Source organism: Aquimarina rhabdastrellae (genome assembly GCA_947387485.1).
GTDB lineage: Bacteria > Bacteroidota > Bacteroidia > Flavobacteriales > Flavobacteriaceae > Aquimarina.
The window spans coordinates 35,162-57,438 of record CANDNT010000009.1 but is presented as its reverse complement, the minus strand read 5'-3'; the positions used below and the strand labels follow the sequence as shown (position 1 = coordinate 57,438).

General features: G+C 31.5%; 22 protein-coding genes. 16 read left to right on the top strand and 6 right to left on the bottom strand.

Annotated features, from left to right (window positions below; all coding sequences use genetic code 11):
* The first annotated feature begins 67 nt into the window (after positions 1-67).
* The gene (locus ACYEKI_RS13820) at positions 68-688 is read left to right on the top strand and encodes a trimeric intracellular cation channel family protein (protein ID WP_459211790.1); all 621 of its coding nucleotides are present in this window, start codon (positions 68-70) and stop codon (positions 686-688) included.
* Between the two features lie 37 nt (positions 689-725).
* Here the strand turns inward: ACYEKI_RS13820 and ACYEKI_RS13815 are convergent, their stop codons facing one another.
* Positions 726-2,045 carry a hypothetical protein gene (locus ACYEKI_RS13815; RefSeq protein ID WP_459211789.1) on the bottom strand — a complete coding sequence of 440 codons (1,320 nt, stop codon included), beginning with the start codon at positions 2,043-2,045 and terminating at the stop codon, positions 726-728.
* Between the two features lie 192 nt (positions 2,046-2,237).
* A complete protein-coding gene (locus tag ACYEKI_RS13810; protein WP_459211788.1) occupies positions 2,238-3,647 on the bottom strand; it encodes an MBL fold metallo-hydrolase in 1,410 nt (469 codons plus the stop codon).
* Between the two features lie 152 nt (positions 3,648-3,799).
* Between ACYEKI_RS13810 and ACYEKI_RS13805 the strand changes: the two genes are divergently transcribed.
* The 15 genes from ACYEKI_RS13805 (at position 3,800) to nadB (ending at position 18,864) form a co-directional block, all read left to right on the top strand.
* Positions 3,800-4,183: a hypothetical protein gene (locus ACYEKI_RS13805; RefSeq protein ID WP_459211787.1), complete on the top strand. Its 384-nt coding sequence runs from the start codon at positions 3,800-3,802 to the stop codon at positions 4,181-4,183.
* Between the two features lie 402 nt (positions 4,184-4,585).
* Positions 4,586-5,617, top strand: a complete 1,032-nt coding sequence (locus ACYEKI_RS13800; protein WP_459211786.1) for a transporter family protein — start codon at positions 4,586-4,588, stop codon at positions 5,615-5,617.
* A 100-nt stretch (positions 5,618-5,717) separates the two neighbouring features.
* Entirely contained in the window at positions 5,718-8,084 is a 2,367-nt protein-coding gene (locus tag ACYEKI_RS13795) for a TonB-dependent receptor domain-containing protein (protein WP_459211785.1), read from the top strand.
* Positions 8,085-8,126: 42 nt separating this feature from the next.
* Entirely contained in the window at positions 8,127-9,794 is a 1,668-nt protein-coding gene (locus ACYEKI_RS13790; protein ID WP_459211784.1) for a PepSY-associated TM helix domain-containing protein, read from the top strand.
* 102 nt (positions 9,795-9,896) lie between these two features.
* Positions 9,897-10,730, top strand: a complete 834-nt coding sequence (locus tag ACYEKI_RS13785) for an OmpA/MotB family protein (protein ID WP_459211783.1) — start codon at positions 9,897-9,899, stop codon at positions 10,728-10,730.
* A 152-nt stretch (positions 10,731-10,882) separates the two neighbouring features.
* A complete protein-coding gene (locus ACYEKI_RS13780; RefSeq protein WP_459211782.1) occupies positions 10,883-11,281 on the top strand; it encodes a DUF983 domain-containing protein in 399 nt (132 codons plus the stop codon).
* On the top strand, positions 11,278-11,910 hold the full coding sequence (locus ACYEKI_RS13775; protein ID WP_459211781.1) for a Crp/Fnr family transcriptional regulator: 633 nt from the start codon (positions 11,278-11,280) through the stop codon (positions 11,908-11,910). The genes ACYEKI_RS13780 and ACYEKI_RS13775 overlap by 4 nt, the downstream gene beginning before the upstream one ends.
* 67 nt (positions 11,911-11,977) lie before the next feature.
* Positions 11,978-12,781 (top strand): sulfite exporter TauE/SafE family protein, encoded by an 804-nt coding sequence (locus ACYEKI_RS13770; RefSeq protein ID WP_459211780.1) that lies wholly within the window; start codon positions 11,978-11,980, stop codon positions 12,779-12,781.
* A 93-nt stretch (positions 12,782-12,874) separates the two neighbouring features.
* Positions 12,875-14,275 (top strand): MBL fold metallo-hydrolase, encoded by a 1,401-nt coding sequence (locus ACYEKI_RS13765; protein WP_459211779.1) that lies wholly within the window; start codon positions 12,875-12,877, stop codon positions 14,273-14,275.
* A gap of 113 nt (positions 14,276-14,388) precedes the next feature.
* Positions 14,389-14,751, top strand: coding sequence for a rhodanese-like domain-containing protein (locus ACYEKI_RS13760; protein WP_459211778.1), 363 nt, complete (start codon positions 14,389-14,391; stop codon positions 14,749-14,751).
* A complete protein-coding gene (locus tag ACYEKI_RS13755; RefSeq protein ID WP_459211777.1) occupies positions 14,723-15,037 on the top strand; it encodes a heavy-metal-associated domain-containing protein in 315 nt (104 codons plus the stop codon). The genes ACYEKI_RS13760 and ACYEKI_RS13755 overlap by 29 nt, the downstream gene beginning before the upstream one ends.
* Positions 15,038-15,227: 190 nt before the next feature.
* Positions 15,228-15,782 carry a YeeE/YedE family protein gene (locus ACYEKI_RS13750; RefSeq protein ID WP_459211776.1) on the top strand — a complete coding sequence of 185 codons (555 nt, stop codon included), beginning with the start codon at positions 15,228-15,230 and terminating at the stop codon, positions 15,780-15,782.
* 14 nt (positions 15,783-15,796) lie between these two features.
* Positions 15,797-16,222: a DUF6691 family protein gene (locus tag ACYEKI_RS13745; protein WP_459211775.1), complete on the top strand. Its 426-nt coding sequence runs from the start codon at positions 15,797-15,799 to the stop codon at positions 16,220-16,222.
* 156 nt (positions 16,223-16,378) lie between these two features.
* Complete coding sequence (gene nadA / locus ACYEKI_RS13740) at positions 16,379-17,305, top strand: quinolinate synthase NadA (RefSeq protein ID WP_459211774.1); 927 nt, start codon at positions 16,379-16,381, stop codon at positions 17,303-17,305.
* Positions 17,306-17,307: 2 nt separating this feature from the next.
* A complete protein-coding gene (gene nadB / locus ACYEKI_RS13735) occupies positions 17,308-18,864 on the top strand; it encodes an L-aspartate oxidase (RefSeq protein ID WP_459211773.1) in 1,557 nt (518 codons plus the stop codon).
* Positions 18,865-19,020: 156 nt separating this feature from the next.
* Here the strand turns inward: nadB and ACYEKI_RS13730 are convergent, their stop codons facing one another.
* From ACYEKI_RS13730 to ACYEKI_RS13715, 4 genes are all read right to left on the bottom strand, one after another.
* The gene (locus ACYEKI_RS13730; protein ID WP_459211772.1) at positions 19,021-19,788 is read right to left on the bottom strand and encodes a DUF481 domain-containing protein; all 768 of its coding nucleotides are present in this window, start codon (positions 19,786-19,788) and stop codon (positions 19,021-19,023) included.
* An 89-nt stretch (positions 19,789-19,877) separates the two neighbouring features.
* Positions 19,878-20,270, bottom strand: coding sequence for a CsbD family protein (locus tag ACYEKI_RS13725; RefSeq protein ID WP_459211771.1), 393 nt, complete (start codon positions 20,268-20,270; stop codon positions 19,878-19,880).
* Between the two features lie 67 nt (positions 20,271-20,337).
* Positions 20,338-21,372 (bottom strand): AI-2E family transporter, encoded by a 1,035-nt coding sequence (locus ACYEKI_RS13720; RefSeq protein WP_459211770.1) that lies wholly within the window; start codon positions 21,370-21,372, stop codon positions 20,338-20,340.
* Positions 21,373-21,385: 13 nt separating this feature from the next.
* Positions 21,386-22,246 (bottom strand): carbonic anhydrase, encoded by an 861-nt coding sequence (locus ACYEKI_RS13715; RefSeq protein ID WP_459211769.1) that lies wholly within the window; start codon positions 22,244-22,246, stop codon positions 21,386-21,388.
* Between the last annotated feature and the right edge of the window lie 31 nt (positions 22,247-22,277).

The window sequence follows — 22,277 nt, the reverse complement described above, 5'->3', positions numbered from 1 at the left end:
GCACTCATAAATGATTTATTTTTAAGCTTCTTAACGTATTTTTGCCTACAAAAAGATAAGGAAAACAATGTCACTTTTTACAATTTTGGACCTTCTAGGTACATCAGCTTTTGCCATATCTGGTGCTTTAAGTGCCATGAATAGAAAATTAGATTTGTTTGGTATTTTTATCATTGCCTTTGTTACTGCTATTGGTGGTGGTACAATACGTGATATTTTGGTAGGAAATACCCCTGTATCATGGATGCAGGATACGACTAATATGTTTCTTATAGGTAGTATTACTATTGCTGCTATTATTTTTAGAAACAAAATCAATTACCTAAAAAAATCACTATTTCTCTTTGATACTATAGGATTAGGAATTTGTACGATTATTGGTGTAGAAACTGGTATTAGCGCTTCTCTAGACCCTATTATTTGTATCACTTTAGGTACTATGACTGGGTGTTTTGGTGGTGTAATTCGTGATATTTTATGTAATGAAATCCCTGTGATTTTCAGAAAAGAAATTTATGCTACGGCTTCTTTGGCTGGTGGTACTTGTTTTATGATATTATACTATTTCAATTTAGGAGAAAACTTAGTGTACATCAGTACTGCAGCACTTATCATCTTAATTCGATTATTGGTAGTAAAATATAAAGTCTCACTCCCTTTATTTACTATACATAATAAAGGCCACTAGATAAGTGACCTTTATTTTTTATTAAGCTAAAAACTATTTAATGTTGACAACCTTCTGTCCCAAATATTGCATCTAATACTGCACTCGAATAATTATTATAATACGATTGTGGAGAATTACAATAAACATTAGAATTCCCAAATTCTTTAATTACCATTTGATAATTTAATGGAGCTCCTCCTCCAGGGAAAGTCATTGTAGGTAATCCATTTCCAAATTTCAATACATTTCCTGAAACACTTTTCAACGGATAAGCTCTTACAACAGTACTTCCTGGAAACTTAGCATATAAAAAAGTACAATTTGCATTATTTACAGGTGTCTGAGAAGTCACCGTAAATTCTAATTCATCTGCTGGTGTAACTAACATTCCATTTTCTGCTCTGTTAATTAATCGTACATCTACATTACACGGTTGGATATTATGTGTTATTTCATCTCTATGATTACATCCTCCACTAAAAAAGTCATCTAATTGAGTAGATGTAAAATTGCTTAAATAACCATCTTGATTTGCGCAGAAAGGACTTTGTACATGCCCTGCTTCAAACATCATTTCATAATCCATAAAAGCTTGTCCTCCAACAGTAATATAGGTTGGTAACCCATTACTATAGAGTACTTCATTATTCCCTAAACCTTGTACAAATTCATGTCTAGTTATTTGTCCACCTCCTATTGGTCTTACATATAATGATGAACAAGAATTATTATTTACTACCCAGTTATACCAAAATGGATGTAATTTTACTTTAAAATTTAGGACATCAGCTGGAGTTATCAACATTCCATTCTGTGCTCTATGACTTAAAAACACATCGCAATTAAAAATTTCTTGTAAGGGTACATTATAAGAAACCCATGCTTCTCCATATTTTTCATAACGATCATAACTAATCTTATATTCACCAGCTTTAATCACCACACCATCTTCTACATACTCTTTAAATAATTCTCGTGGTAATCTTACATCTTCTTCGATAACCAAAACATCTGTTTCTACTTTTTCTGTAAAAACAAAATGTACTTTATCTCCTTCAAGAGTTAAATATATACCTCCAATATCTGGATCTTCATGATCATCTCTAATTTCTTTAGGTAGATCACCTTCTATTGTTTTATAAACAAAATTCCAGATTTCTCCTTCTTCATTTTTAAAACACACTCCTGGTCCTGTACTACATGTTCTACTATAACGAGCATCCAAAACATAAATCCATGGTGGATTTTCTGCTAATATTTTTGAAGATGTTATCTCATTATCTAAATTTTCTACAGCAACAACTTCTTCTATTGCTTCTTTTTGACAACTACTGATTAATGCTAGTATTGCTAGCATAAAAAATAACTTTTTCATTTGGTAATGATTTAATATAATATTTTGATTCTGCTTACTCTATAAGGCTTTTCAGCTTCCGCCATATTTGGTTTTCACTGTAAAGTCCGCAAACCAAAAATTCATTACCCACTCTCTATTATTTTTTTCAAAAAAAACTCCTTACAACAAAATGTTATAAGGAGTACTTCTTCATTTTTATATTATAGTTCTCTACTTCAGTGTACTAGAACAAACTTCGTCTGTAACTTTAATCCCTGCTTCTTTTATAGCTTTAAATCCACCTGCTATTTCTACCAAATTATGAATTCCTCTACTTTTTAAAATAGACGCTGCTATCATAGAACGGTATCCTCCTGCACAATGGATATAAAACGTTTTATCTTCTGGGAATTCCTGTAAATGTGAGTTTAAAAAATCCAAAGGAGTCAAATGTGCTCCTTCTATATGTGATTTAAGGTATTCTCCTTCTTTACGCACATCATATACAGGAATAGCATCGGCTAATTTTTCTTTAAACTCAGTAGCTGGTATAGAAATCAAACTGTCAACTTCTTTTCCTGCTGCTTTCCATGCATCGAATCCACCTTTAAGATATCCTATAGTATTATCAAATCCTACTCTAGATAATCTAGTTATAGTTTCTTCTTCTCTACCTTCGTCTGCTATTAATATAATAGATTGTTGTACATCTTTAATTAATGCTCCTGCCCATGGCGCAAATCCACCATCAATTCCTATAAAAATAGAACGTGGAATATGTCCTTTTGCAAAAACTTGTTGGTGACGCACATCAAGAATCATTGCTCCAGTTTCATTTACAACCACTTCAAGCTCTTCTACACCTAATGCTCTAGTACCTCTTTTTATTACTGTATCAAGATCATCATATCCTTCTTTGTTCATTTGTACATTAAACGGAAAATATCCTGGAGGAGGTAATAACCCTTCTGTAACTTCTTTGATGAATTCTTCACGAGTCATATCAGTTCTCAATGCATAATTCATCTTCTTTTGATTTCCTAAAGTATCAACAGTCTCTTTCATCATGTTTTTACCACATGCAGATCCTGCTCCATGCGCCGGATAAACAATCACATCGTCTGCCAGTGTCATAATTTTTGAACGTAGGCTATCAAATAAAATCCCTGCTAATTCTTCTTGAGTCATGCTTGCTGCTTTTTGAGCAAGGTCAGGTCTTCCTACATCTCCCAAGAACAAAGTGTCTCCGCTAAAAATAGCATGATCTTTACCGTTTTCGTCTATTAATAGATAGGTCGTACTCTCCATAGTATGTCCTGGAGTATGCAACACTTTGATTTTAATCTTTCCTAAAGAGAATTCTTGTCCATCTTTGGCTATTATGGCATCAAAAGCAGGTTGTGCTTCTGGACCAAAAACAATCGGTGCTCCTGTTTCTCTAGACAATGTAAGGTGTCCGCTTACAAAATCAGCATGAAAATGAGTTTCAAAAATATATTTGATTTTAGCTTCATCTCCTTCGGCACGGTCTATATATGTCTGTGTATCTCTTAACGGATCTATAATCGCTACCTCTCCATCACTTTCTATATAATAAGCTCCTTGAGCTAGACATCCTGTATATATTTGTTCAATTCTCATTATTCAATATTTTAAGCAAATGTAATCATTATCGTATAAACCATAACTGAGTATTATCATACGTTATCAAGAACTTATTTTTAATCCATTAATTACAACTTTTTTTAACTTTTATCTTATTTTTGCATGAAATTTTTTAGTCTGTATTTTTCATGAGTAGACTTTATGCTACAATATTATTATTGGTACTTACTATGCAACCCGCTATAAAGATTGGGAATGTATTGTATTATCAACTTAATATTGATTATATCGTCGAAAAATATTGTGTAAATAAAGCTCGTCCTCAACTAAAATGTAACGGTAAATGTTACCTCAATAAAAAATTACAATTACAACAAGGATCAACTGAAACTTCAGAAAAAACGATTTTAATTACTGAAGCTTTTCTTCCTTTATATTTTCAACAGCAAGATATTCAGCTATCACAACCTTTATATTTTGATATCACTTCATCCAAATTTTGGAAAAATAATACGATTTATCTTTATGATATAAATAAAAAGATAGATCCTCCTCCTAAAACACTCTCATAACATACTTATATTGTTATCACATTATCTGTGTTGTATTTATCCTATAATACTTCACTAGATAGATATTTTTATATTCTTATAAGTATTTTAAGAAGTATACTTACTTCTATGACATTCTTTTTTAAGCTTATCATAAGTCTCTTATTCAATCCTAACCGATTCTATGTGTAGATATTTCTGTAGCGCTATGAAAACATAAGTTATACTCTATGTTTTGATATCTATAATGCTTGTGCTAGGCTTATACGATATTATATATCACTTAATTAATAGTAAAGATGGTTAACACTTATTTGTTATGCTAGTATTTATAATCTAGCTCATATTTTGTTTTCCTTCTCTTAGATACTAGTGCCTTATTTTAAGATGATAAGGGAACTCTTATCTATAATTTTTAAACACATGAAAAAACATATATATGCTATCTTATTGTTAGCAACTTCATTCATAAATGCTCAAGAAATAAAATGGTCTGGATCAAGACCTGACGGACACGCTCCTATTGCTGTAATGGGAGATCATACTCATAGTAAAGGTGAACTTATGTTTTCTTACCGCTATATGTATATGACCATGGAAAATTTAAAGCAAGGAGATAATGATATTTCTTTTGCAGATGCGCTTTCTCAATATATGGTTACTCCTACACGTATGCCTATGCAAATGCATATGATAGGTGCTATGTATGCGCCAAGTGATCGCATAACGCTAATGGTTATGGGTAATTATATATCTAGTACTATGGATCATGTTACTCGTATGGGGCAAACCTTTTCGACTGCTTCTTCTGGTTTTGGTGATACCAAAATTGCTGTGCTTTATAAATTTATGGATAAAAATAAACAGCGTATGCATGCACAAATAGGAGTATCTATCCCTACTGGAGATATAGATTCTGAAGCGATTACACCTGCATCACAAAGTGCTTTTAACAATGGTATGAGACCTTCCCCAGAAACGATCTTACCTTATCCTATGCAATTAGGTAGCGGTACTTTTGACGGTGAATTTGCTCTAACGTATTTAAAACAGTGGTCTACTACATCTTTTGGCGCTCAAGCTAGAACGACACTTCGCTTTGGTGAAAATGATAATGAATATACTTTGGGTAATCGTTATCAATTAGACACTTGGTATGCTATAAACGCTACTGCAATAATGAGTTTTTCTGCTCGTATTAGAGGTTTATATATAGAAGAAATAAGTGGTATGAATCCCCAACTTAATCCTATGATGGTGATTACTGCAGATACTGCTAATTCTGGTGGTACACTTATCAATTCTGGGCTTGGGGTGAATTTTTATGCGCCTTCTGGTAGCTTAAAAAATCTTCGCTTAGGGATAGAATTTGGTTATCCCTTGTATCAAGATTTAAATGGAATACAGATGAAAAACAAAGAATCTTTAACAATTGGGCTTCAATACGCCTTATAACATTACTAAACAATATATGATATCATAAGAAGTCTATCTCCTCTTTATTTTAGTATAAAAGGTCATAAACTTCTTCATTAGCAACATATATCCATATTATATGAAAAATTTTATTCTACGACTTATGCTATTTTGCATAGGCCTAGTGAGCTATGCTCAAAACTCAACCTATACTGGTATTATATTTAATGCTAAAAATACTCCTATTACAGGTGCTACAATTTATGATCTAAATAATCCAAAAAATGGTAGTTTAAGCGATATAAATGGTCGATTTACTATTTCTTTACAAGAATCTAATCCTCGTGTTAGTATCTCCTATATGGGCTATATTACACAAGAAGTTATCCTCAAAAATCAGGATAATGCTATTGTATTAATTGCTCAAGATATAGCACTAGATGAAGTTGTTATTTCTGCTAGTAGAGAATTACAAAAACGTGCCGAAGTTCCAGCTGCTATCAGTGTACTCTCCTCAAAGTCTATCAAAGAAGCAAAAGCTTTTGGGATTGAACAATTGACTAATCAAGTACCTGGAGTATTTATGTCATCATCAAAAGTAGCTAGTAATGAGCAACACTTTACCGCTACTCGTTCTCCCATTTCTACTAAATCTCTATTCTTATTTCTAGAAGACGGTTTACCGATTAGACCTACAGCTGTTTTTAATCACAACACCTTATTAGAAATGAATGCTACAGCTTTTGATAAAATCGAAGTGCTAAAAGGTCCTGCTTCTAGTATTTATGGTAGTGAAGCTATAGGAGGTAGTTTTAATTTTATTACCAAAAATCCAACTAAAGATCTTAGTGGAAGTCTTGGATTCCAGATTAATGATCTTGGTCTAACAAAAGTTGAAGCCGAACTAGCAGATTACACTTCTAATGCCTTTGGATTCTATCTAGGCACACATTATGTACAACGCAATAATGGTCTTATAGCACATAGTGATTATGAAAAATTTGCCCTCACATTTAAAACTTTATATCACTTAAATGCTAAAGCAACATGGACTTCGGTTATTGATCTTATTGACTATCGCTCTGATATGACAGGCTCTTTAACTGAAGAAAATTATTTTAGTGAAAATTACTTAAGTAATCAAACATTTACACAACGTGATGCTTTGAGTTTTCGTTTTAGAAATACGCTGGATTACCAATGGAATATTCAAAACAAGACTTCCTTTAATCTAATTTATCGAGATAATCGTATGGATCAAAATCCATCATATCGTATTCGTCAATTTAGAAATCAAGGGCAACTTACAGGTATGGGATCTGGTGAAGTAAACTCTAATCAGTTTAACTCTTTTATGGGGTTGATACAACATAAAGTTAATTTTGGTTTTGCCGATTCTTCATTGATATTAGGTACTTCTATAGATTATTCTCCTCAAGATTATGTAGCTCAAAAAACAGCGGTAACTGTGGATCCTTCAACGGGACAAAATATTGACTTTACTATTCAAGAGAATGATTTTATTCTTAATTATGAAGCCGACATTTATAATTATGCTGGTTATTTACAATATGAAATTTCGCCTATAGAAGCCTTAAAAATCACTGGAGCACTACGTTATGATGCTTTTACTTATGATTATAACAATCGTATAGATGGTACTGCTGGTGCTCAAGATTCAAAAACACATTACACTAATTTTTCGCCTAAACTAGGTATCAATTACAATTTTAATACTCGTACTGGAATCTATGCTAACTATGCAAATGGTTTTACTCCTCCTCAAACTTCTAGTTTATATAGAAATCGTTTTGTAGGTGTAGATGGTCAAGTTTTTGATCTAAAACCTAGTCGATTTGACAATTTTGAAATAGGTGGTTATACCAAACTAAACCAAAAACTTAAATTTGATATAGCACTTTATCTTCTTGAAGGAAAAAACAGATTAGTTACATTGCGTAATGATGATGATACTTTCTTTAATGCTAATGTAGGGAAGACGAGATCGTATGGTATCGAATACGGTATTACATATAACCTACTCCCTAATTTAATTCTTTCTCATCAAGGAAGTTATGCTCAACACCGTTATGTAGATTTTGTAGACAGAGATACTGATTATTCTGATACAGATATCCCTATCGCCCCTAACTTAATAGGTTTTTCTGCGCTTAAATACAATTTTAATCTTACACATAAGATAGGTATGCAATTAGCTCTTGAGCATGAATTAATGGGTAAATATAATTCTAGTTTTGAGAACCAAGTTGTACTTAATGAAGATCCTGATAATCCTGTAACATCAACAGCAACTTATGCTGGACATAATATTTTTAATGCTAGAGCAACTTTAGCTTTTAAGAGCTTTGAAATTTGGGGACATGTACTCAATATTACTGATAAATTATATGCTACTAGGGTCTCTTACAGTAATTTTAGGAATAACAACAGTTATACTGTAGGTAATCCTCGTGCTTTTCATTTAGGTATTCGTTATTCATTTTAATATTTATATCAGCCAAAGCAAGCTTTGGCTGATTCTTATCTTATGAAAAAAAATCTTTCTCTACACATTTGGTTATGGAAATGGCATTTTATAGCAGGAATGATTGCGCTTCCTTTTATAATAGTATTAGCTATAACTGGCGGAATTTATCTTTTTAAAAATGATTACCAAGCTGCTACTGTAGCAAAAACTAAACATATATCGCCTCATAAAGGAGCTACAATTTCTCTAGAAAAACAAAAAGAAGTAGCCATTGCACATGCTATAAAAAAACCGCATTCTATTATAATCAATAATAATACTCAAGTAGCAACCGAATTTATCTCTGGTCGATTTGGAGGAAAATCCAGTATTTTTATAAATCCTTATACCGCATTAGTTAATGGAGAATTTATTCCTAGAAATGCGCTCATGTTTAAAGTTCGTAAATTACATGGAGAATTGTTATTAGGTGGGTTTGGTACAAAAATCATCGAACTCATCGCTTGCTGGATGATCGTTTTAATTCTTACCGGATTATATATTTGGTTACCTATACGACAATGGTCTTTAAAAGGATTATTTACTATCAGATTTAAACAAGGAAAACAACTACTCTATAGAGATCTCCATGCAGTAATCGGTTTTTGGTTTTCAATACTATTATTAATCACCTTAGCTGGCGGTTTACCTTGGACAGATGTTTTTGGTTCTGGCTTTAAATGGGTTCAAAAAGTAACGCATACTGGATATCCAAAAACTTGGTCTGGTGTGCATGTTCCTATCAAAGCAAATACTCCTATGTTAACATTAGACAGTATGTCCACCATTGCTAGAAATCAACATTTAGAAGGTATTGTTCAATTACAGTATTCAAAACCTAATACTGCAATTTTTAGTGTGAGCAATACTACTACTAATTTCAAGGCAAAAAAAATGCTTCATTTTAATGCTTATTCTGGTGAACTCATAAAGCAATTGACTTGGGATGACGTAGGTATACTCATGAAAGCCAGGTTATGGCTTATGGCATTTCATCAGGGTGAATTTGGATTATGGAATTGGTTATTAATGTTGTCTGTTGCCATATTTCTTACGCTTATGAGTTTTGCAGCCATTTTATCTTACCTAAAAAGAAAACCTAAAGGAAATTGGGGAATTCCTAAAGTTCCTGCTAAGTTTGTCGTTGGTAAAAGTATTTATGGGATCATGTTCCTATTAAGTATTATGTTACCCCTTTTTGGAATTAGCCTATTGGTAATTCTTATTTTTAATTTAATAAAACCTTATTTAAAATTTAATACAATGAAATCAGTTATAAATTTTCTTATGATTAGCTTTTTTACAATCTCTTTTACAGCTTGTAATACATTAAGTAAAGAAGAACAACAGTATGATGCTATTATGCAAAAAGTAATCGATATCCATGACGAGGTTATGCCTAAAATGGGAGAAGTAAGTTCACTTATCCAAAAACTTGAACCTAAAAAAGATACTACTGCTCAAGGCAAAGCTTATACTGCAGCTCAACTTGATTTAAAAAGTGCTTATGATTTTATGATGGACTGGATGAGTGATTTTAGTACAAAATTCCCTCATGGAGAAGAAGTAACAACAGAAGCTGTACCAGAGAAACTAAAATTATTAAAAGAAGAAGAAGTTGAAGTCCTTCAGGTTAAAGAAAAAATTAATTCTAGTATCAAAAAGGCAAAAGAACTATTGCAACAGTAATTTTTTAGGGTAGTCTTTTTCTAAAATGTTTTATTTTAGCATTTAAAATTATTGTCCCAAAAATCATAAATCTTAATTGATTTAAAAATGACACTATAACTGATGAAAAGAAACATATTTCTAATCGCTTTATTAGCATTAACCTCTTTTGGTTCTTTTGCGCAAAGAAAAAAAGATTTACTTGCCGAAATTGATAAGTTAAGGCAAGAATTAACTACTGTAAAAAGTAATTTAAATACGGCACAACAAAAATCAAAGATTAGTGCAGCTCAATTACAAGCTACAGAAGAAGAATTATCTAATCTTAGAGAAACAAATACTAAGCTTTTAGAAAACCTTGGTAGTATTACTACGCTTTCAAAAAAGAAAGCTGATAATCTTGGATCTTCATTAGAGAGTCTTAAAGAAAAAGACAAACAATTAAATGTAATTAATAAAGCATTGAGTAATGCTGATTCTGTAAAATTAGCTACGCTTACCGTTTTTAAAGGTGCCATACGTAGCGCTTCAAGCAATCAAGCTAATCTAGGTGTTATCAATGGTGCTGTTACTATAGTACTTACAGATAGTTTTCTTTTTGGTGAAGGTGATCAATATGAAGTAACAGAAGAAGCAAAAACTATAGTTGAAGGAATTGCTAAAACTTTAAACGAAAATCCTGATTTAACAGTAACTATAGAAGGTAATAGTAATGCTATTGAATTTAAAGATAAAGCTATTCTTGATAATTGGGATTTAAGTGCAAAACGTGCATCTGCTGTTGTACGTATGTTACAAAACGACTATCAAGTTGATCCTAAACGTCTAGAAGTATTAGGTAAAAGCGAATATCAAACCGATGCTATCGATACAGTTACTCGTTTTATTATCAATCCTAAGTTTGGAGAGTTTTACTCTTTAATTAAAGAAAACATGAAAAATGCAGCTAAAGAATAACTCTGTATTTTTTATCACAAATAGTAAAGCCAATCAGTTTTTGATTGGCTTTTTTATTTCTTATTAATTTTAAACAACTAGCGTTTTTATGTAACCTATGTTACTGACTCCTCTTGCTATTCCATTTACTTTTATATTTAAAAGATATTTATATGTTTAAAGGTTCAAAATTATACAGCATTCTCTTTTTAAAATGCCCACAATGTCATCAGGGTAATTTCTTAGAAGCGCATCCATACAATATCAAACATTTTAATAAAGTAAAAGATACTTGTCCTCAATGCCAACTTAAATATAGCATTGAACCTAGTTTTTATTATGGTTCGATGTATGTTTCATACGCTGTAGGTGTAGCTTTTGGCGTAGCTATTTTTGTACTTACAAAACTGTTTAATCTGCAATTAAGTCTTCTCGGTCTCTTTGTTACCATAGCAATTAGTCTTATCTTGCTTATGCCTTATATAGGAGCTATATCCAAAGCTATTTGGGCTAATTTTTTCTTTAGTTATAATACCAAAATTGCTAATCAAATACGCTGTAATACAAAATGATTCAAGAATTAAAATCTTCTTATGGTCATCAATTTGAAGAAGCATTATTAAATGAAATTGTTCAAGTAGGTACTTTTAAAGAAGTTCCTGCTGGATTTAAACTTATAGAGATTGGAGATTTTATAAAAAGTATTCCTTTATTAATTTCTGGTGCTGTAAAGGTGTTACGCGAAGACAAAGATGGAGATGAATTACTTCTTTATTATTTAGAAAAAGGAGATACCTGTTCCTTTACAATGTCTTGTTGTATGGGACAAACTCAAAGCGAAATCAGGGCTATTGCCGAAAAAGATACCAAGCTAATCATGATTCCTATTTCAAAAATGGAAACTTGGACTAGTACTTATAAAACTTGGAGAAACTTTGTTTTTGATAGTTATCACAATCGATTAAACGAATTATTAACTACCCTTGATAGCATTGCTTTTGACAATATGGATAATCGCCTAGTACATTATCTCAAGGAAAAATCTAGAGTTAATAAAAGCCTTATCATAAATCATACACATCAAGAAATTGCATATGATCTACATACTTCTCGTGTAGTTATCTCAAGATTATTAAAAAAACTAGAACAAAAAGAAAAAATTAAATTGTATCGAAATCATCTAAAAATTATAGCTCTATAATCCTATTTATGTAACTCTAGTTACTGTACAGCTCTAATAAGCCAAGTACATTGTACAAAAAAATACAATGACAATTATAGAAGTTTTTGGTTACCTGGGAGCATTAATTATAGGTGTTGTTTTAGGCTTAATTGGCGGTGGTGGTTCAATACTCACTGTACCTATATTAGTTTACCTTTTGGCTAGTAACCCTATTACAGCTACGGCATACTCGTTATTTGTTGTAGGGACATCTTCTCTTGTAGGTGCTATTCAAAATATTAAAAAAGGATTGGTTGATTTTAAAACAGCTATTGTTTTTGCTATTCCTGCTTTTATTGCTGTATATGGTACTCGCAAATTTTTATTACCTCTTATTCCCGATTCTCTTGGGTTCTGGAATTCTTATGAAATTACTAAAAACATAGGCATCATGATCTTCTTTGCTCTTATCATGTTATTAGCCTCAATTGCTATGATACGAGATAAAAAGCACCATAAAGAAAATACCACACAGCACATTAATTACAATTATCCTCTAATTATTATAGAAGGAATTGTAGTAGGCATTGTAACTGGTATTGTAGGTGCTGGAGGTGGTTTTTTAATCATTCCTGCACTTGTTATGCTTGCTAAGCTTCCTATGAAAAAAGCAGTTGCTACTTCGTTATTTATCATTGCTATCAAATCTTTAATTGGTTTTATAGGTGATGTAGAAAATTTAGACATTAATTGGCCTTTCCTACTTTCATTTACCAGTCTAGCTATAGTTGGCATTTTTATAGGTATCTGGTTAACTAACTATATAGCTGGAAATAAACTTAAAAAATCCTTTGGTTGGTTTGTCTTATTAATGGGATGCTATATCCTTTATAAAGAACTGGCTCTATGATACGCTTCTTTCTACACTTATGTAACCTAAGTAACTGACTTACAAAACACATATTACTACTTTTAACTTATCATTTTTGAAAAACTATTAGATATGAAAATAGAACAAATATATACTGGTTGTTTAGCACATGCTGCATATTATATCGAAAACAATGGTGAAGCTGCTATCGTTGATCCTTTAAGAGAAGTTCAACCTTATATAGATCGCGCGCAAGAAGATAACGCTAAGATTAAATACGTTTTTGAAACTCATTTTCATGCCGATTTTGTAAGTGGTCATTTAGATTTACATAAAAAAACAGGAGCTTCTATTGTATATGGACCTAATGCTAAACCTGATTATGATGCTATTATTGCCGAAGATCATCAAGAGTTTAAAATAGGTAATTATACCATCAAAGTCATTCACACACCTGGTCATACTATGGAGAGTACAACCTATTTACTGATTGATGAAAACGGAAAAAAACATGGTATCATTACTGGTGATACTTTATTTATAGGTGATGTAGGAAGACCTGATCTTGCTCAACATGTTGTAGCTGATCTTACCGAAGAGAAACTTGCTGGACATCTTTATGATTCCCTACGTAACAAAATCATGACTTTACCAGATCATTTAATTATTTACCCTAATCATGGAGCTGGATCTGCTTGTGGTAAAATGATGAGTACCGAAACAACAGATACTCTGGGACATCAAAAAAAAGTAAATTATGCATTAAGAGCTGATATGAGTAAAGAAGAATTTATTCATGAACTTTTAAATGGTTTAACTCCTCCTCCTGGTTATTTTCCTCAGAATGTACTCATGAATATTAATGGTTATGAAAGTTTAGATACTATCATGGATCGAGCTATCAAACCTTTATCTCCAGAAGAATTTGAAGCTATAGCTAACGAAACTGGAGCACTTATTATCGATGTTCGTCATCAAGATGATTTTGCCCAAGGACATATCCCACGTTCCATTTTTATTGGTTTACAAGGTAGTTTTGCGACATGGGTTGGTGCTCTTATTGTCGATGTAAAACAGCCCTTATTATTAATTACCCCAGAAGGTCAAGAAGAAGAAACCGTTACACGTTTATCAAGAGTTGGTTTTGACCAAACATTAGGTTATCTTAAAGGAGGATTTAATGCTTGGAAAAAAGCTACCAAAGAATATGATACCATCACTAGCGTATCTTCAACTATATTAAAAAACAATTCATTACCTGTATTTGATGTAAGGAAAAAGAGTGAGTATACTTCTCAACATCTCTTAGGAGCAATAAATACGCCATTACACTACCTCAACAATTATTTATCAGATTTTCCAGCAAACGAATCTTTTTATGTGCATTGTGCTGGAGGTTATCGTTCGATGATTGCTTTGTCAATACTTAAAAGTAGAGGAATTCATAACGGGATAGATATCTCTGGTGGTTTTAATGCTATCTTATCTACAGATGTACCTATTACACATCCTGTTTGTCCTTCTCATTTATAGAAAATACTCCGTTAATTAATTATTCGCTTTAAATTTTTGCCCTTGTGCTTATACTCCTCATTACATTTTATATAATACATAAGGGTGAAATTTTATCTCAATCTTATTCTAATATGTCTTTTTTATCTGCCCTTTTTAAAACTAAAACTCCATCTCATAATACTGCTATACACGTATTAAATGCTTTTGATTTCAAAAAGCAATTGTCAAATTCTAATATTCATCTTATTGATGTAAGAACTACTAATGAATATCGATCTGGACATATTCAAGGAGCATTACTAATCAATTTTTTTAATACTACAGCTTTTAAAACTCATTTTAGTAAACTCCATAAAGATACCCCAGTCCTACTTTATTGTCGCTCTGGAAATCGCAGTCATAAAGCAGCCAAACAATTAGTAAAATTAGGATTTACAACTATTTATGATCTTAAAGGAGGTTTTAATGCTTGGAAAAAACAATATACATTCTAATTCATTTTATGATATGGAAACTACACTTTATATACATAATCTAAAATGTAATGGTTGTGTAAACAGTATTACTCAAAAACTATTACAATGTACCGACATCACATCTTTAAAGATTGATTTAGCTCATACAGCTATACATCTTAAACATCAAGAATCAATTGATCTTTCTTTGGTAAAAAGCAAACTTAAAGATATGGGGTACCCTGTCATTGACGAAAAAAACGCACTTAGTAGTAAAGCTAAATCATACATAAGCTGTGCTATCGGAAAAATAAAAGCCATATAACTGTACTATTAATATTACTTACTCAATTATACATTGATTTTGTAAAAGAGAAGCTCGATAATTAGATATCGAGCTTCTTTTATTCTCTATTTTAAGGTACGAACATTAATAACAATTTTTCTGTGATAAGTAACCCAAGTTACTGACTACAGGGGTTCTCTTTAAGTTCTTTGTAACAAACGATTACATTATGCTTAATTTATTTGATCCTTGGCCATGGTATTTTTCGGGTATTAGTATTTCAGTTATCATGTTTTTATTAATCTTATTAGGAAAAAACTTTGGGATTTCTGGAAACCTTAGAACGCTATGTACTTTATGTAATGCAGATAAAACATGTGAGTTCTTTTGCTTTGATTGGAAAAAACAGCGATGGAACCTTCTTGTCTTATTAGGCAGTATTATTGGTGGTTATATAGCTGTAAACTATATGTCTGCTACTGATTCATTGCAATTAAATAATAATACACTGCAACGTCTAGAGCAATTAGGATTTAAAAATATTGAAGAGACTTATTTACCTTCTTCGATTTTTGATCTTCATGATTTTTCTTTAAAAAAAATAAGCATTCTTAGTTTAGGAGGCTTGCTCATAGGTTTTGGAGCTCGATATGCAGGTGGATGTACTTCTGGTCATGCCATTTCTGGTTTAAGCGACCTTCAAATACCTTCTTTAATAGCTGTAATAGGTTTTTTTATCGGTGGTCTTATCATGATTCATTTTCTTTTTCCTTTCTTTTTTTAAAACTCGTAATTTATATGAAACTACTCCTCAAATTCTTTAGTTATCTTTTTATAGGAATTGCTTTAGGTATCACTATGTATAAATCTGAAGCCGCTTCATGGTTCCGCATCTACGAAATGTTCACTTTTGGCTCTTTCCATATGTATGGTATTATAAGTACAGCTCTTCTTTCAGGTATAATAGGTATTTATAGTATCAAGAAATTTAATATTAAATCATTTCAAAAAAAGCCTATTCAATTTCATAAAAAAGATATATCTCTTTATCGCTATCTGTTGGGTGGTATTCTCTTTGGGTTAGGTTGGGGATTAGTAGGAGCTTGTCCTGGTCCTATGTTTGTACTTCTAGGCGCAGGTTATTACAGTATTTTAATTGTTATTATAGCCGCTATATTAGGTACCTTTCTTTATGGAATTTTAAAAAACAAACTTCCTCATTAAAGTTTATAGCGATCTCATGATTTTCTTTATTTAATATTTTCAGAATTACGCTTTACATAGGCCAGTATTTCATCAAATCATTATACATTTTTAGCTGACGAATATCATTTTTAAACTCTTTAAGCTATTCTATTTTTACTCCATTGAAATTAGAATATGAATCTTACAGAACAAATTGAAGCGTTAAAAAGGGAAAAAAACGCTATCATTTTAGCTCACTATTATCAAACTGAAGCTATTCAAGATATTGCTGATTATGTAGGAGATAGTTTAGGGTTATCTCAAAAAGCTGCACAAACAGATGCAGATGTTATCGTTTTTGCTGGAGTACATTTTATGGCAGAAACAGCAAAAATCCTAAATCCTCATAAAAAAGTATTATTACCAGATCTCAATGCAGGATGCTCCTTAGCAGACTCTTGTCCGCCTGATCTTTTTAAAAATTTTGTAGCAGCTCATCCAGATCACAAAGTAGTGACCTACATTAATTGTAGTGCAGAAATTAAAGCTTTATCAGATATTGTTTGTACATCTTCAAATGCACTAGATATCATCAATAGTATCCCAAAAAGTCAACCTATTATTTTTGCTCCAGACAAAAACTTAGGACGCTATATCATGAAACAAACTGGTCGAGAGCTTGTGTTATGGGACGGTAGTTGTGTCGTACATGAGGCGTTTTCTTTTGAAAAACTTGTTGCTTTATATCAAAAACATCCTACTGCAAAAATCATAGCACATCCTGAATCTGAAACACATATTTTAAATCTAGCACACTATATAGGTTCTACAGCTGGAATGATTAATTATGTCAAGCAATATCCAGATGAAATGTATATTGTAGCAACAGAAGCTGGTATCTTACATAAAATGCAAGAGCAAGTTCCTAATACCACTTTAATTCCTGCACCAGCAGTCGAAGACAATACTTGTGCTTGTAGTGAATGTGGTTATATGAAAGTAAATACGTTACAAAAACTATACGATTGTTTACTGCATGAAACACCTCATATTACCGTAGCACCATCGCTACGTAAAAAGGCATTATTACCTATTGAACGAATGTTAACGTTATCAACATAATCATGATTACAACTGATTATCTTGTTATAGGCTCCGGAATTGCAGGATTGACTTTTGCTGTAAAAATGGCTGAACAATTTCCTGAAAAAAAAGTGCTTATAGTTACCAAAAGTAATGAAGAAGAATCTAATACAAAATACGCTCAAGGCGGAATCGCTATCGTATTAAATGAAAAAGAAGATTCTTTTGAACAACATATACAAGATACCTTAATTGCTGGTGATGGCCTCTGTGATCAAGATGTAGTTACTATGGTTGTAAAAGAAGGCCCCAAACGCTTTAACGAGCTAGTTACTTGGGGTACTCATTTTGATACCAATACTAATGGTCATTTTAACTTAGGAAAAGAAGGTGGTCATTCTCAATACCGAGTAGCTCATCATAAAGATTGTACGGGTTACGAAATTGAAACTGCTTTATTAAATCGTATTCATCAACTTTCTAACATTACTACACTATCACAACATTTTGCTTTAGATCTCATTACTACAGCTAATATTTGTCATGGTGCATACATTATCAATCAAAACAATCATACTGTAATAACTGTTCAAGCATCTGCTACTTTACTTTGTACTGGAGGTATTGGTACTATTTATGGGCATACTACTAATCCTAGCATTGCTACTGGTGATGGTATTGCTATGGCAATTAGAGCACAAGCTACCATAGCCGATATGGAATTTATACAGTTTCATCCTACTGTTTTACATGAAAAAAGCGAAGGAGCTTCTTTTTTAATCTCAGAAGCTGTACGAGGTTTTGGCGCATATTTACGAAATCAAAATGGTGATCGTTTTATGCTGGGTTATGATGCCAGAGCAGAACTTGCTTCAAGGGATATTGTTTCTAGATGTATTGATAACGAATTAAAAAAAGAAGGACATACCCATGTTTTTTTAGATTGTACACATTTGGATCTTTTTGCTTTTAAAAAGCACTTCCCTACTATATATGAAAAATGCTTAGCTATAGGCATTGATATCACTACCGATTGGATTCCTGTAGTTCCTGCTGCTCATTATATTTGTGGAGGTATTAATGTAGATCAAAATGGTCAAACTTCGATTAAAAACCTGTTCGCTTGTGGAGAATGTACCCGTACTGGTTTACATGGAGCTAATAGATTAGCATCTAACTCTTTGTTAGAAGCATTGGTTTATGCTCATAATACGTTTACTTATTTAAGTACAATCCTAGATACCTCAACTGTAACTATAACACTAAGAAGTAGTGATATTTCGCTACGACAAGAACAAGTATCCTCTACTTTAATTACTACTTATCGTCAGCAATTACAAGAATTAATGCATCGTACTGTAGGGATTATAAGAACGACAGCAGAACTTGTACACACAAAAACACAAATAGAACAATGGATCATGCTTATTGATCATATGTATAGTCAAACGCAATTCAACCTAGATTTAGCTGAATTACGTAATATGCTATATGTTTCTTTAGCTATAGTAAAACAATCACTAGCTCGAAAGCATAATAAAGGAGGGTTCTTTAATACCGATAACGAATCATTAACTAGTTTTTCTAAAGCTATTTGAATTTATCCATAATCTTTTAATTTAAAAGAAGTTCAGCTTACTCCATAAAAAAAACGAAGCTTTTTATCGCTTCGTTTTCTATTAATATAGATTACACTATATTAATTGATGACCATGTACCTAACTCTTAACTTTTATTAATGATCACTTTAATTTTTATGACTTGTTAAAAATATATGTCAATCCTGTTGTCAATTTATATTGTGTTTTTTCTATTCCTAAAGCAGGAAAAGCATCATGCCAAATTGTAAAATGTGTATTAAAGCTTAAATTCTTGAATAGTTTTATCAGTAATACATTATCACTTGAAATTCTATAATCATTAATACGATCAAATCTAGGTTGATAATATATTGAGCCTACAAGAGAAACCTTGTCATTAGGAAAGAACTTAAATGACATATATGTACTATTACGTGCATAATTATGGTATAGATTTTTTGTTTCTTCTTTTAAATGCTCATATTCATACATCGCTGCCGTACCTATATATATCTTCAATTGTTTTACCGGATTTAAAGCCATTCTAACTCCGCTTCCTAATAACCATCTTAATTCAATACTTGAAACTTCATTAGACTGTGCTTGTGTAAAAGCTTCCCAACTCCACCGTTGATTTATTTTATAATTATATCTTAAATGTTGTATGCTTTTATCTATTAATCGATTATCATTAGATTCTTTAAAATCATAATCGTTTACAAACAAAAATGTATGTTTATTTTTTACATGTTGTAAATGTATTCTTGAATACATTTCAATTATCTTGTTTGTATTTTGAGTTAATTTAAAATTGATACTTGCATTTCCTGACCACCTTGAAGTATCACTAGCTCTTCTTAAAGACTCCATATTAACTATTTGCCCATAAGTAGATGATAGTCCTAAGACTACAACTACCAAAAATAGTATACACTTATTCATAGAATGTATTCACTACAATTTTTTATTCTAATTTAGAACACCTTAAGTCTTAAGTCTTGTAACAAAAGGTGTTCTTAAAAAGAAGAAAATTATTTATCTGAAATACTTTTTAAAAATTTATCAAACTCTTTTAAAGCTTCTTGTTGAGACTTTCCGAATTTTTCTTTTAAATGCCCTACAAATCTCGTTTTACTTCCTTTAATTTTCTCCCAATCATTATCTGATATGTTTCCCCAAAATTCTTGTGCTCTACCTTTTACCGTTTCTGCTCTACCTTCCCATTTTAACTCATCATATTCATCATATAGTTCTCGTATTTTTATTCTAGCTTCTTCAACAGAGGTTCCGAATTTTTCTTTTACAACTTCTTCAAAATTGTCTACTTTTCCTTTTACTTTCTCAATTTCTTGTTCTGTTAATTCCCATTCTTTTTGAGCTTTCTTTTTCAATCCATCCCAAAAATCTTCAAATGACTTTTCCATAATTATTTATTTTTAATTGTGTTCAACATTCTCATTATTAAAGAATAGCAGAACTATTTAATCACATTTATTTATTCTTTATAAACTTTCCTTCTTCAGATAGCATTACTGCTATAGCTTTAGTACTTTTAAAATATGAGAAGGTAATGATCATGATTACCGTAATTGGCACACATAATATCATTCCAGTTATCCCCCATATTTTACCCCAAATAGCAAGTGCCAAAATTGTCACTAATGGGCTTATATTTAGAGATTTCCCCATTATTTTAGGTTCTATAAAGTTACCTACCACAATTTGTATTACTCCTACAGCAAATAACACTACCAAAAATGGCCACAATTCGCCAAACTGTAATAAGCTAAATATCGCAGGAAAAACAGTGGCTATCAACGATCCTATTGTAGGTATATAATTGAGTATAAAAATCAAACATGCCCAAAATACTGGGGCATCTACTCCCACTATAGCCAATACGATATAACTCAGAATTCCTGTTATAAGACTTACAACCGTTTTTAATAAAATATAATTAGATATAGATGTTTCTATTTCTAGTAGTATGATATTCGTCTTGTTATAGCTATCTTCTTTTATAAAGATTTTTTTTAATTTTTCTTTAAAATTATGTTCTTCTAGAAAAATGAAAACTGCATAAATAAGCACCATGAAAACATTGCCTAATGCTCCAGATATCACATTTGCTAAACTGTTAAAAAAGCTTCCATAATCAATGCTTTTTAGCATTTTTGCTAATGTTTCTATCAAGTTTGTTTTTGCTAAGCTCCCCAGTCTATTTAATATTTGTTCTATATTTTTATGATATTCTGAGTATGAACTTGATAACTCATTAATATTATTGATTAGAATATCTGTAATAAAACCCAAACTCATAAATATTAAAAAGAATGCTATGATGTTTTTTAACCATTTTGGGAACATCTTTTTTATGATCTGAATTCTCTCTATTGCTTGTCTAATCCTTTTTGTTAAAAACCATAATAACAATGCAAAAACAAATTGTATGAGCACACTCTTTCCATAAATTAACATTGCTATAATAGCTATGATTACAAAAGAGCTATAGGCAATTTTTTTCATGATTTGGTCTACATTATTTACTTAAAAGAACAGTTCTATCATTTAGGGGTTGTTCATTTCTATAATTATTTTTTGGCATTAACTCTGATAAGGCTTTTACTTGATCCAGAGAAGCTGTAATTGGTTCTTTAAAAACAAACCAGTTAACAGTTTCAGTACATGGCGGTGTTGTTAAAGATCCTTTGTAATAAAAATGACTTGCGTTGTATGCTACACTTTCATTAAAATCGTATGGTTTTTCGATTATTTTAGTTTCTCCTTCTTTAACTGGTAAGTAACTTTCTATAAAACTAAATGGTTTGCTCGCTTCTCCTTCTTTAACCATAAAGGCAAATACCACAAAGTCTTTTTCTGAGCTTTGATGTACCATATGTATTACTAAAGGATATCGTATCCCATTAATGGTATGCTCTGATGGAGAATGGAAATGAAACTGTTTTAACACATAATTCTTGTCTTTAAAAGACACATAATTTTCGTCATCTTTAAAGTTATATTGAATGGAGTGTCCGTTATTAGTCACACTGTATATCGTTGTTAGTTCTTTATAGTGTATATCTTCTTCTTTTAAACCAGAAACTTCTTTTTTTGTATCAACTTCAATGATGTTTATAGGCGATTGATGAGTACCATCACAGGTTGCATTAGCTTCTATCTCTGCCCAATGCTCTGGGCTAGTCTCGCCTTCATAACTCCAAGCATTCTTATGTCTAGTTGTTGTTGCTGTCGCTTTTATTTTTTCACTTTTTTCAGTAGTAGCATTATTGGTCTTAACTTCTTTTACCTTTTCTTCTGGAGTTTTATCATTTTGTTTACAAGCGTAAATCAAAGTAAAAAGGAAAAGACCTAAAATGTATATATTTCTGTTTTTCATATGTTTTTATTAAGACTTCTTTTTCAATTAA

Coding starts and splice junctions, on each gene's coding strand:
- ACYEKI_RS13820 (WP_459211790.1), top strand. CDS start 68: ATGTCACTTTTTACAATTTTGGACCTTCTAGGTACATCAGCTTTTGCC.
- ACYEKI_RS13815 (WP_459211789.1), bottom strand. CDS start 2,045: ATGAAAAAGTTATTTTTTATGCTAGCAATACTAGCATTAATCAGTAGT.
- ACYEKI_RS13810 (WP_459211788.1), bottom strand. CDS start 3,647: ATGAGAATTGAACAAATATATACAGGATGTCTAGCTCAAGGAGCTTAT.
- ACYEKI_RS13805 (WP_459211787.1), top strand. CDS start 3,800: ATGAGTAGACTTTATGCTACAATATTATTATTGGTACTTACTATGCAA.
- ACYEKI_RS13800 (WP_459211786.1), top strand. CDS start 4,586: ATGAAAAAACATATATATGCTATCTTATTGTTAGCAACTTCATTCATA.
- ACYEKI_RS13795 (WP_459211785.1), top strand. CDS start 5,718: ATGAAAAATTTTATTCTACGACTTATGCTATTTTGCATAGGCCTAGTG.
- ACYEKI_RS13790 (WP_459211784.1), top strand. CDS start 8,127: ATGAAAAAAAATCTTTCTCTACACATTTGGTTATGGAAATGGCATTTT.
- ACYEKI_RS13785 (WP_459211783.1), top strand. CDS start 9,897: ATGAAAAGAAACATATTTCTAATCGCTTTATTAGCATTAACCTCTTTT.
- ACYEKI_RS13780 (WP_459211782.1), top strand. CDS start 10,883: ATGTTTAAAGGTTCAAAATTATACAGCATTCTCTTTTTAAAATGCCCA.
- ACYEKI_RS13775 (WP_459211781.1), top strand. CDS start 11,278: ATGATTCAAGAATTAAAATCTTCTTATGGTCATCAATTTGAAGAAGCA.
- ACYEKI_RS13770 (WP_459211780.1), top strand. CDS start 11,978: ATGACAATTATAGAAGTTTTTGGTTACCTGGGAGCATTAATTATAGGT.
- ACYEKI_RS13765 (WP_459211779.1), top strand. CDS start 12,875: ATGAAAATAGAACAAATATATACTGGTTGTTTAGCACATGCTGCATAT.
- ACYEKI_RS13760 (WP_459211778.1), top strand. CDS start 14,389: ATGTCTTTTTTATCTGCCCTTTTTAAAACTAAAACTCCATCTCATAAT.
- ACYEKI_RS13755 (WP_459211777.1), top strand. CDS start 14,723: ATGCTTGGAAAAAACAATATACATTCTAATTCATTTTATGATATGGAA.
- ACYEKI_RS13750 (WP_459211776.1), top strand. CDS start 15,228: ATGCTTAATTTATTTGATCCTTGGCCATGGTATTTTTCGGGTATTAGT.
- ACYEKI_RS13745 (WP_459211775.1), top strand. CDS start 15,797: ATGAAACTACTCCTCAAATTCTTTAGTTATCTTTTTATAGGAATTGCT.
- nadA (WP_459211774.1), top strand. CDS start 16,379: ATGAATCTTACAGAACAAATTGAAGCGTTAAAAAGGGAAAAAAACGCT.
- nadB (WP_459211773.1), top strand. CDS start 17,308: ATGATTACAACTGATTATCTTGTTATAGGCTCCGGAATTGCAGGATTG.
- ACYEKI_RS13730 (WP_459211772.1), bottom strand. CDS start 19,788: ATGAATAAGTGTATACTATTTTTGGTAGTTGTAGTCTTAGGACTATCA.
- ACYEKI_RS13725 (WP_459211771.1), bottom strand. CDS start 20,270: ATGGAAAAGTCATTTGAAGATTTTTGGGATGGATTGAAAAAGAAAGCT.
- ACYEKI_RS13720 (WP_459211770.1), bottom strand. CDS start 21,372: ATGAAAAAAATTGCCTATAGCTCTTTTGTAATCATAGCTATTATAGCA.
- ACYEKI_RS13715 (WP_459211769.1), bottom strand. CDS start 22,246: ATGAAAAACAGAAATATATACATTTTAGGTCTTTTCCTTTTTACTTTG.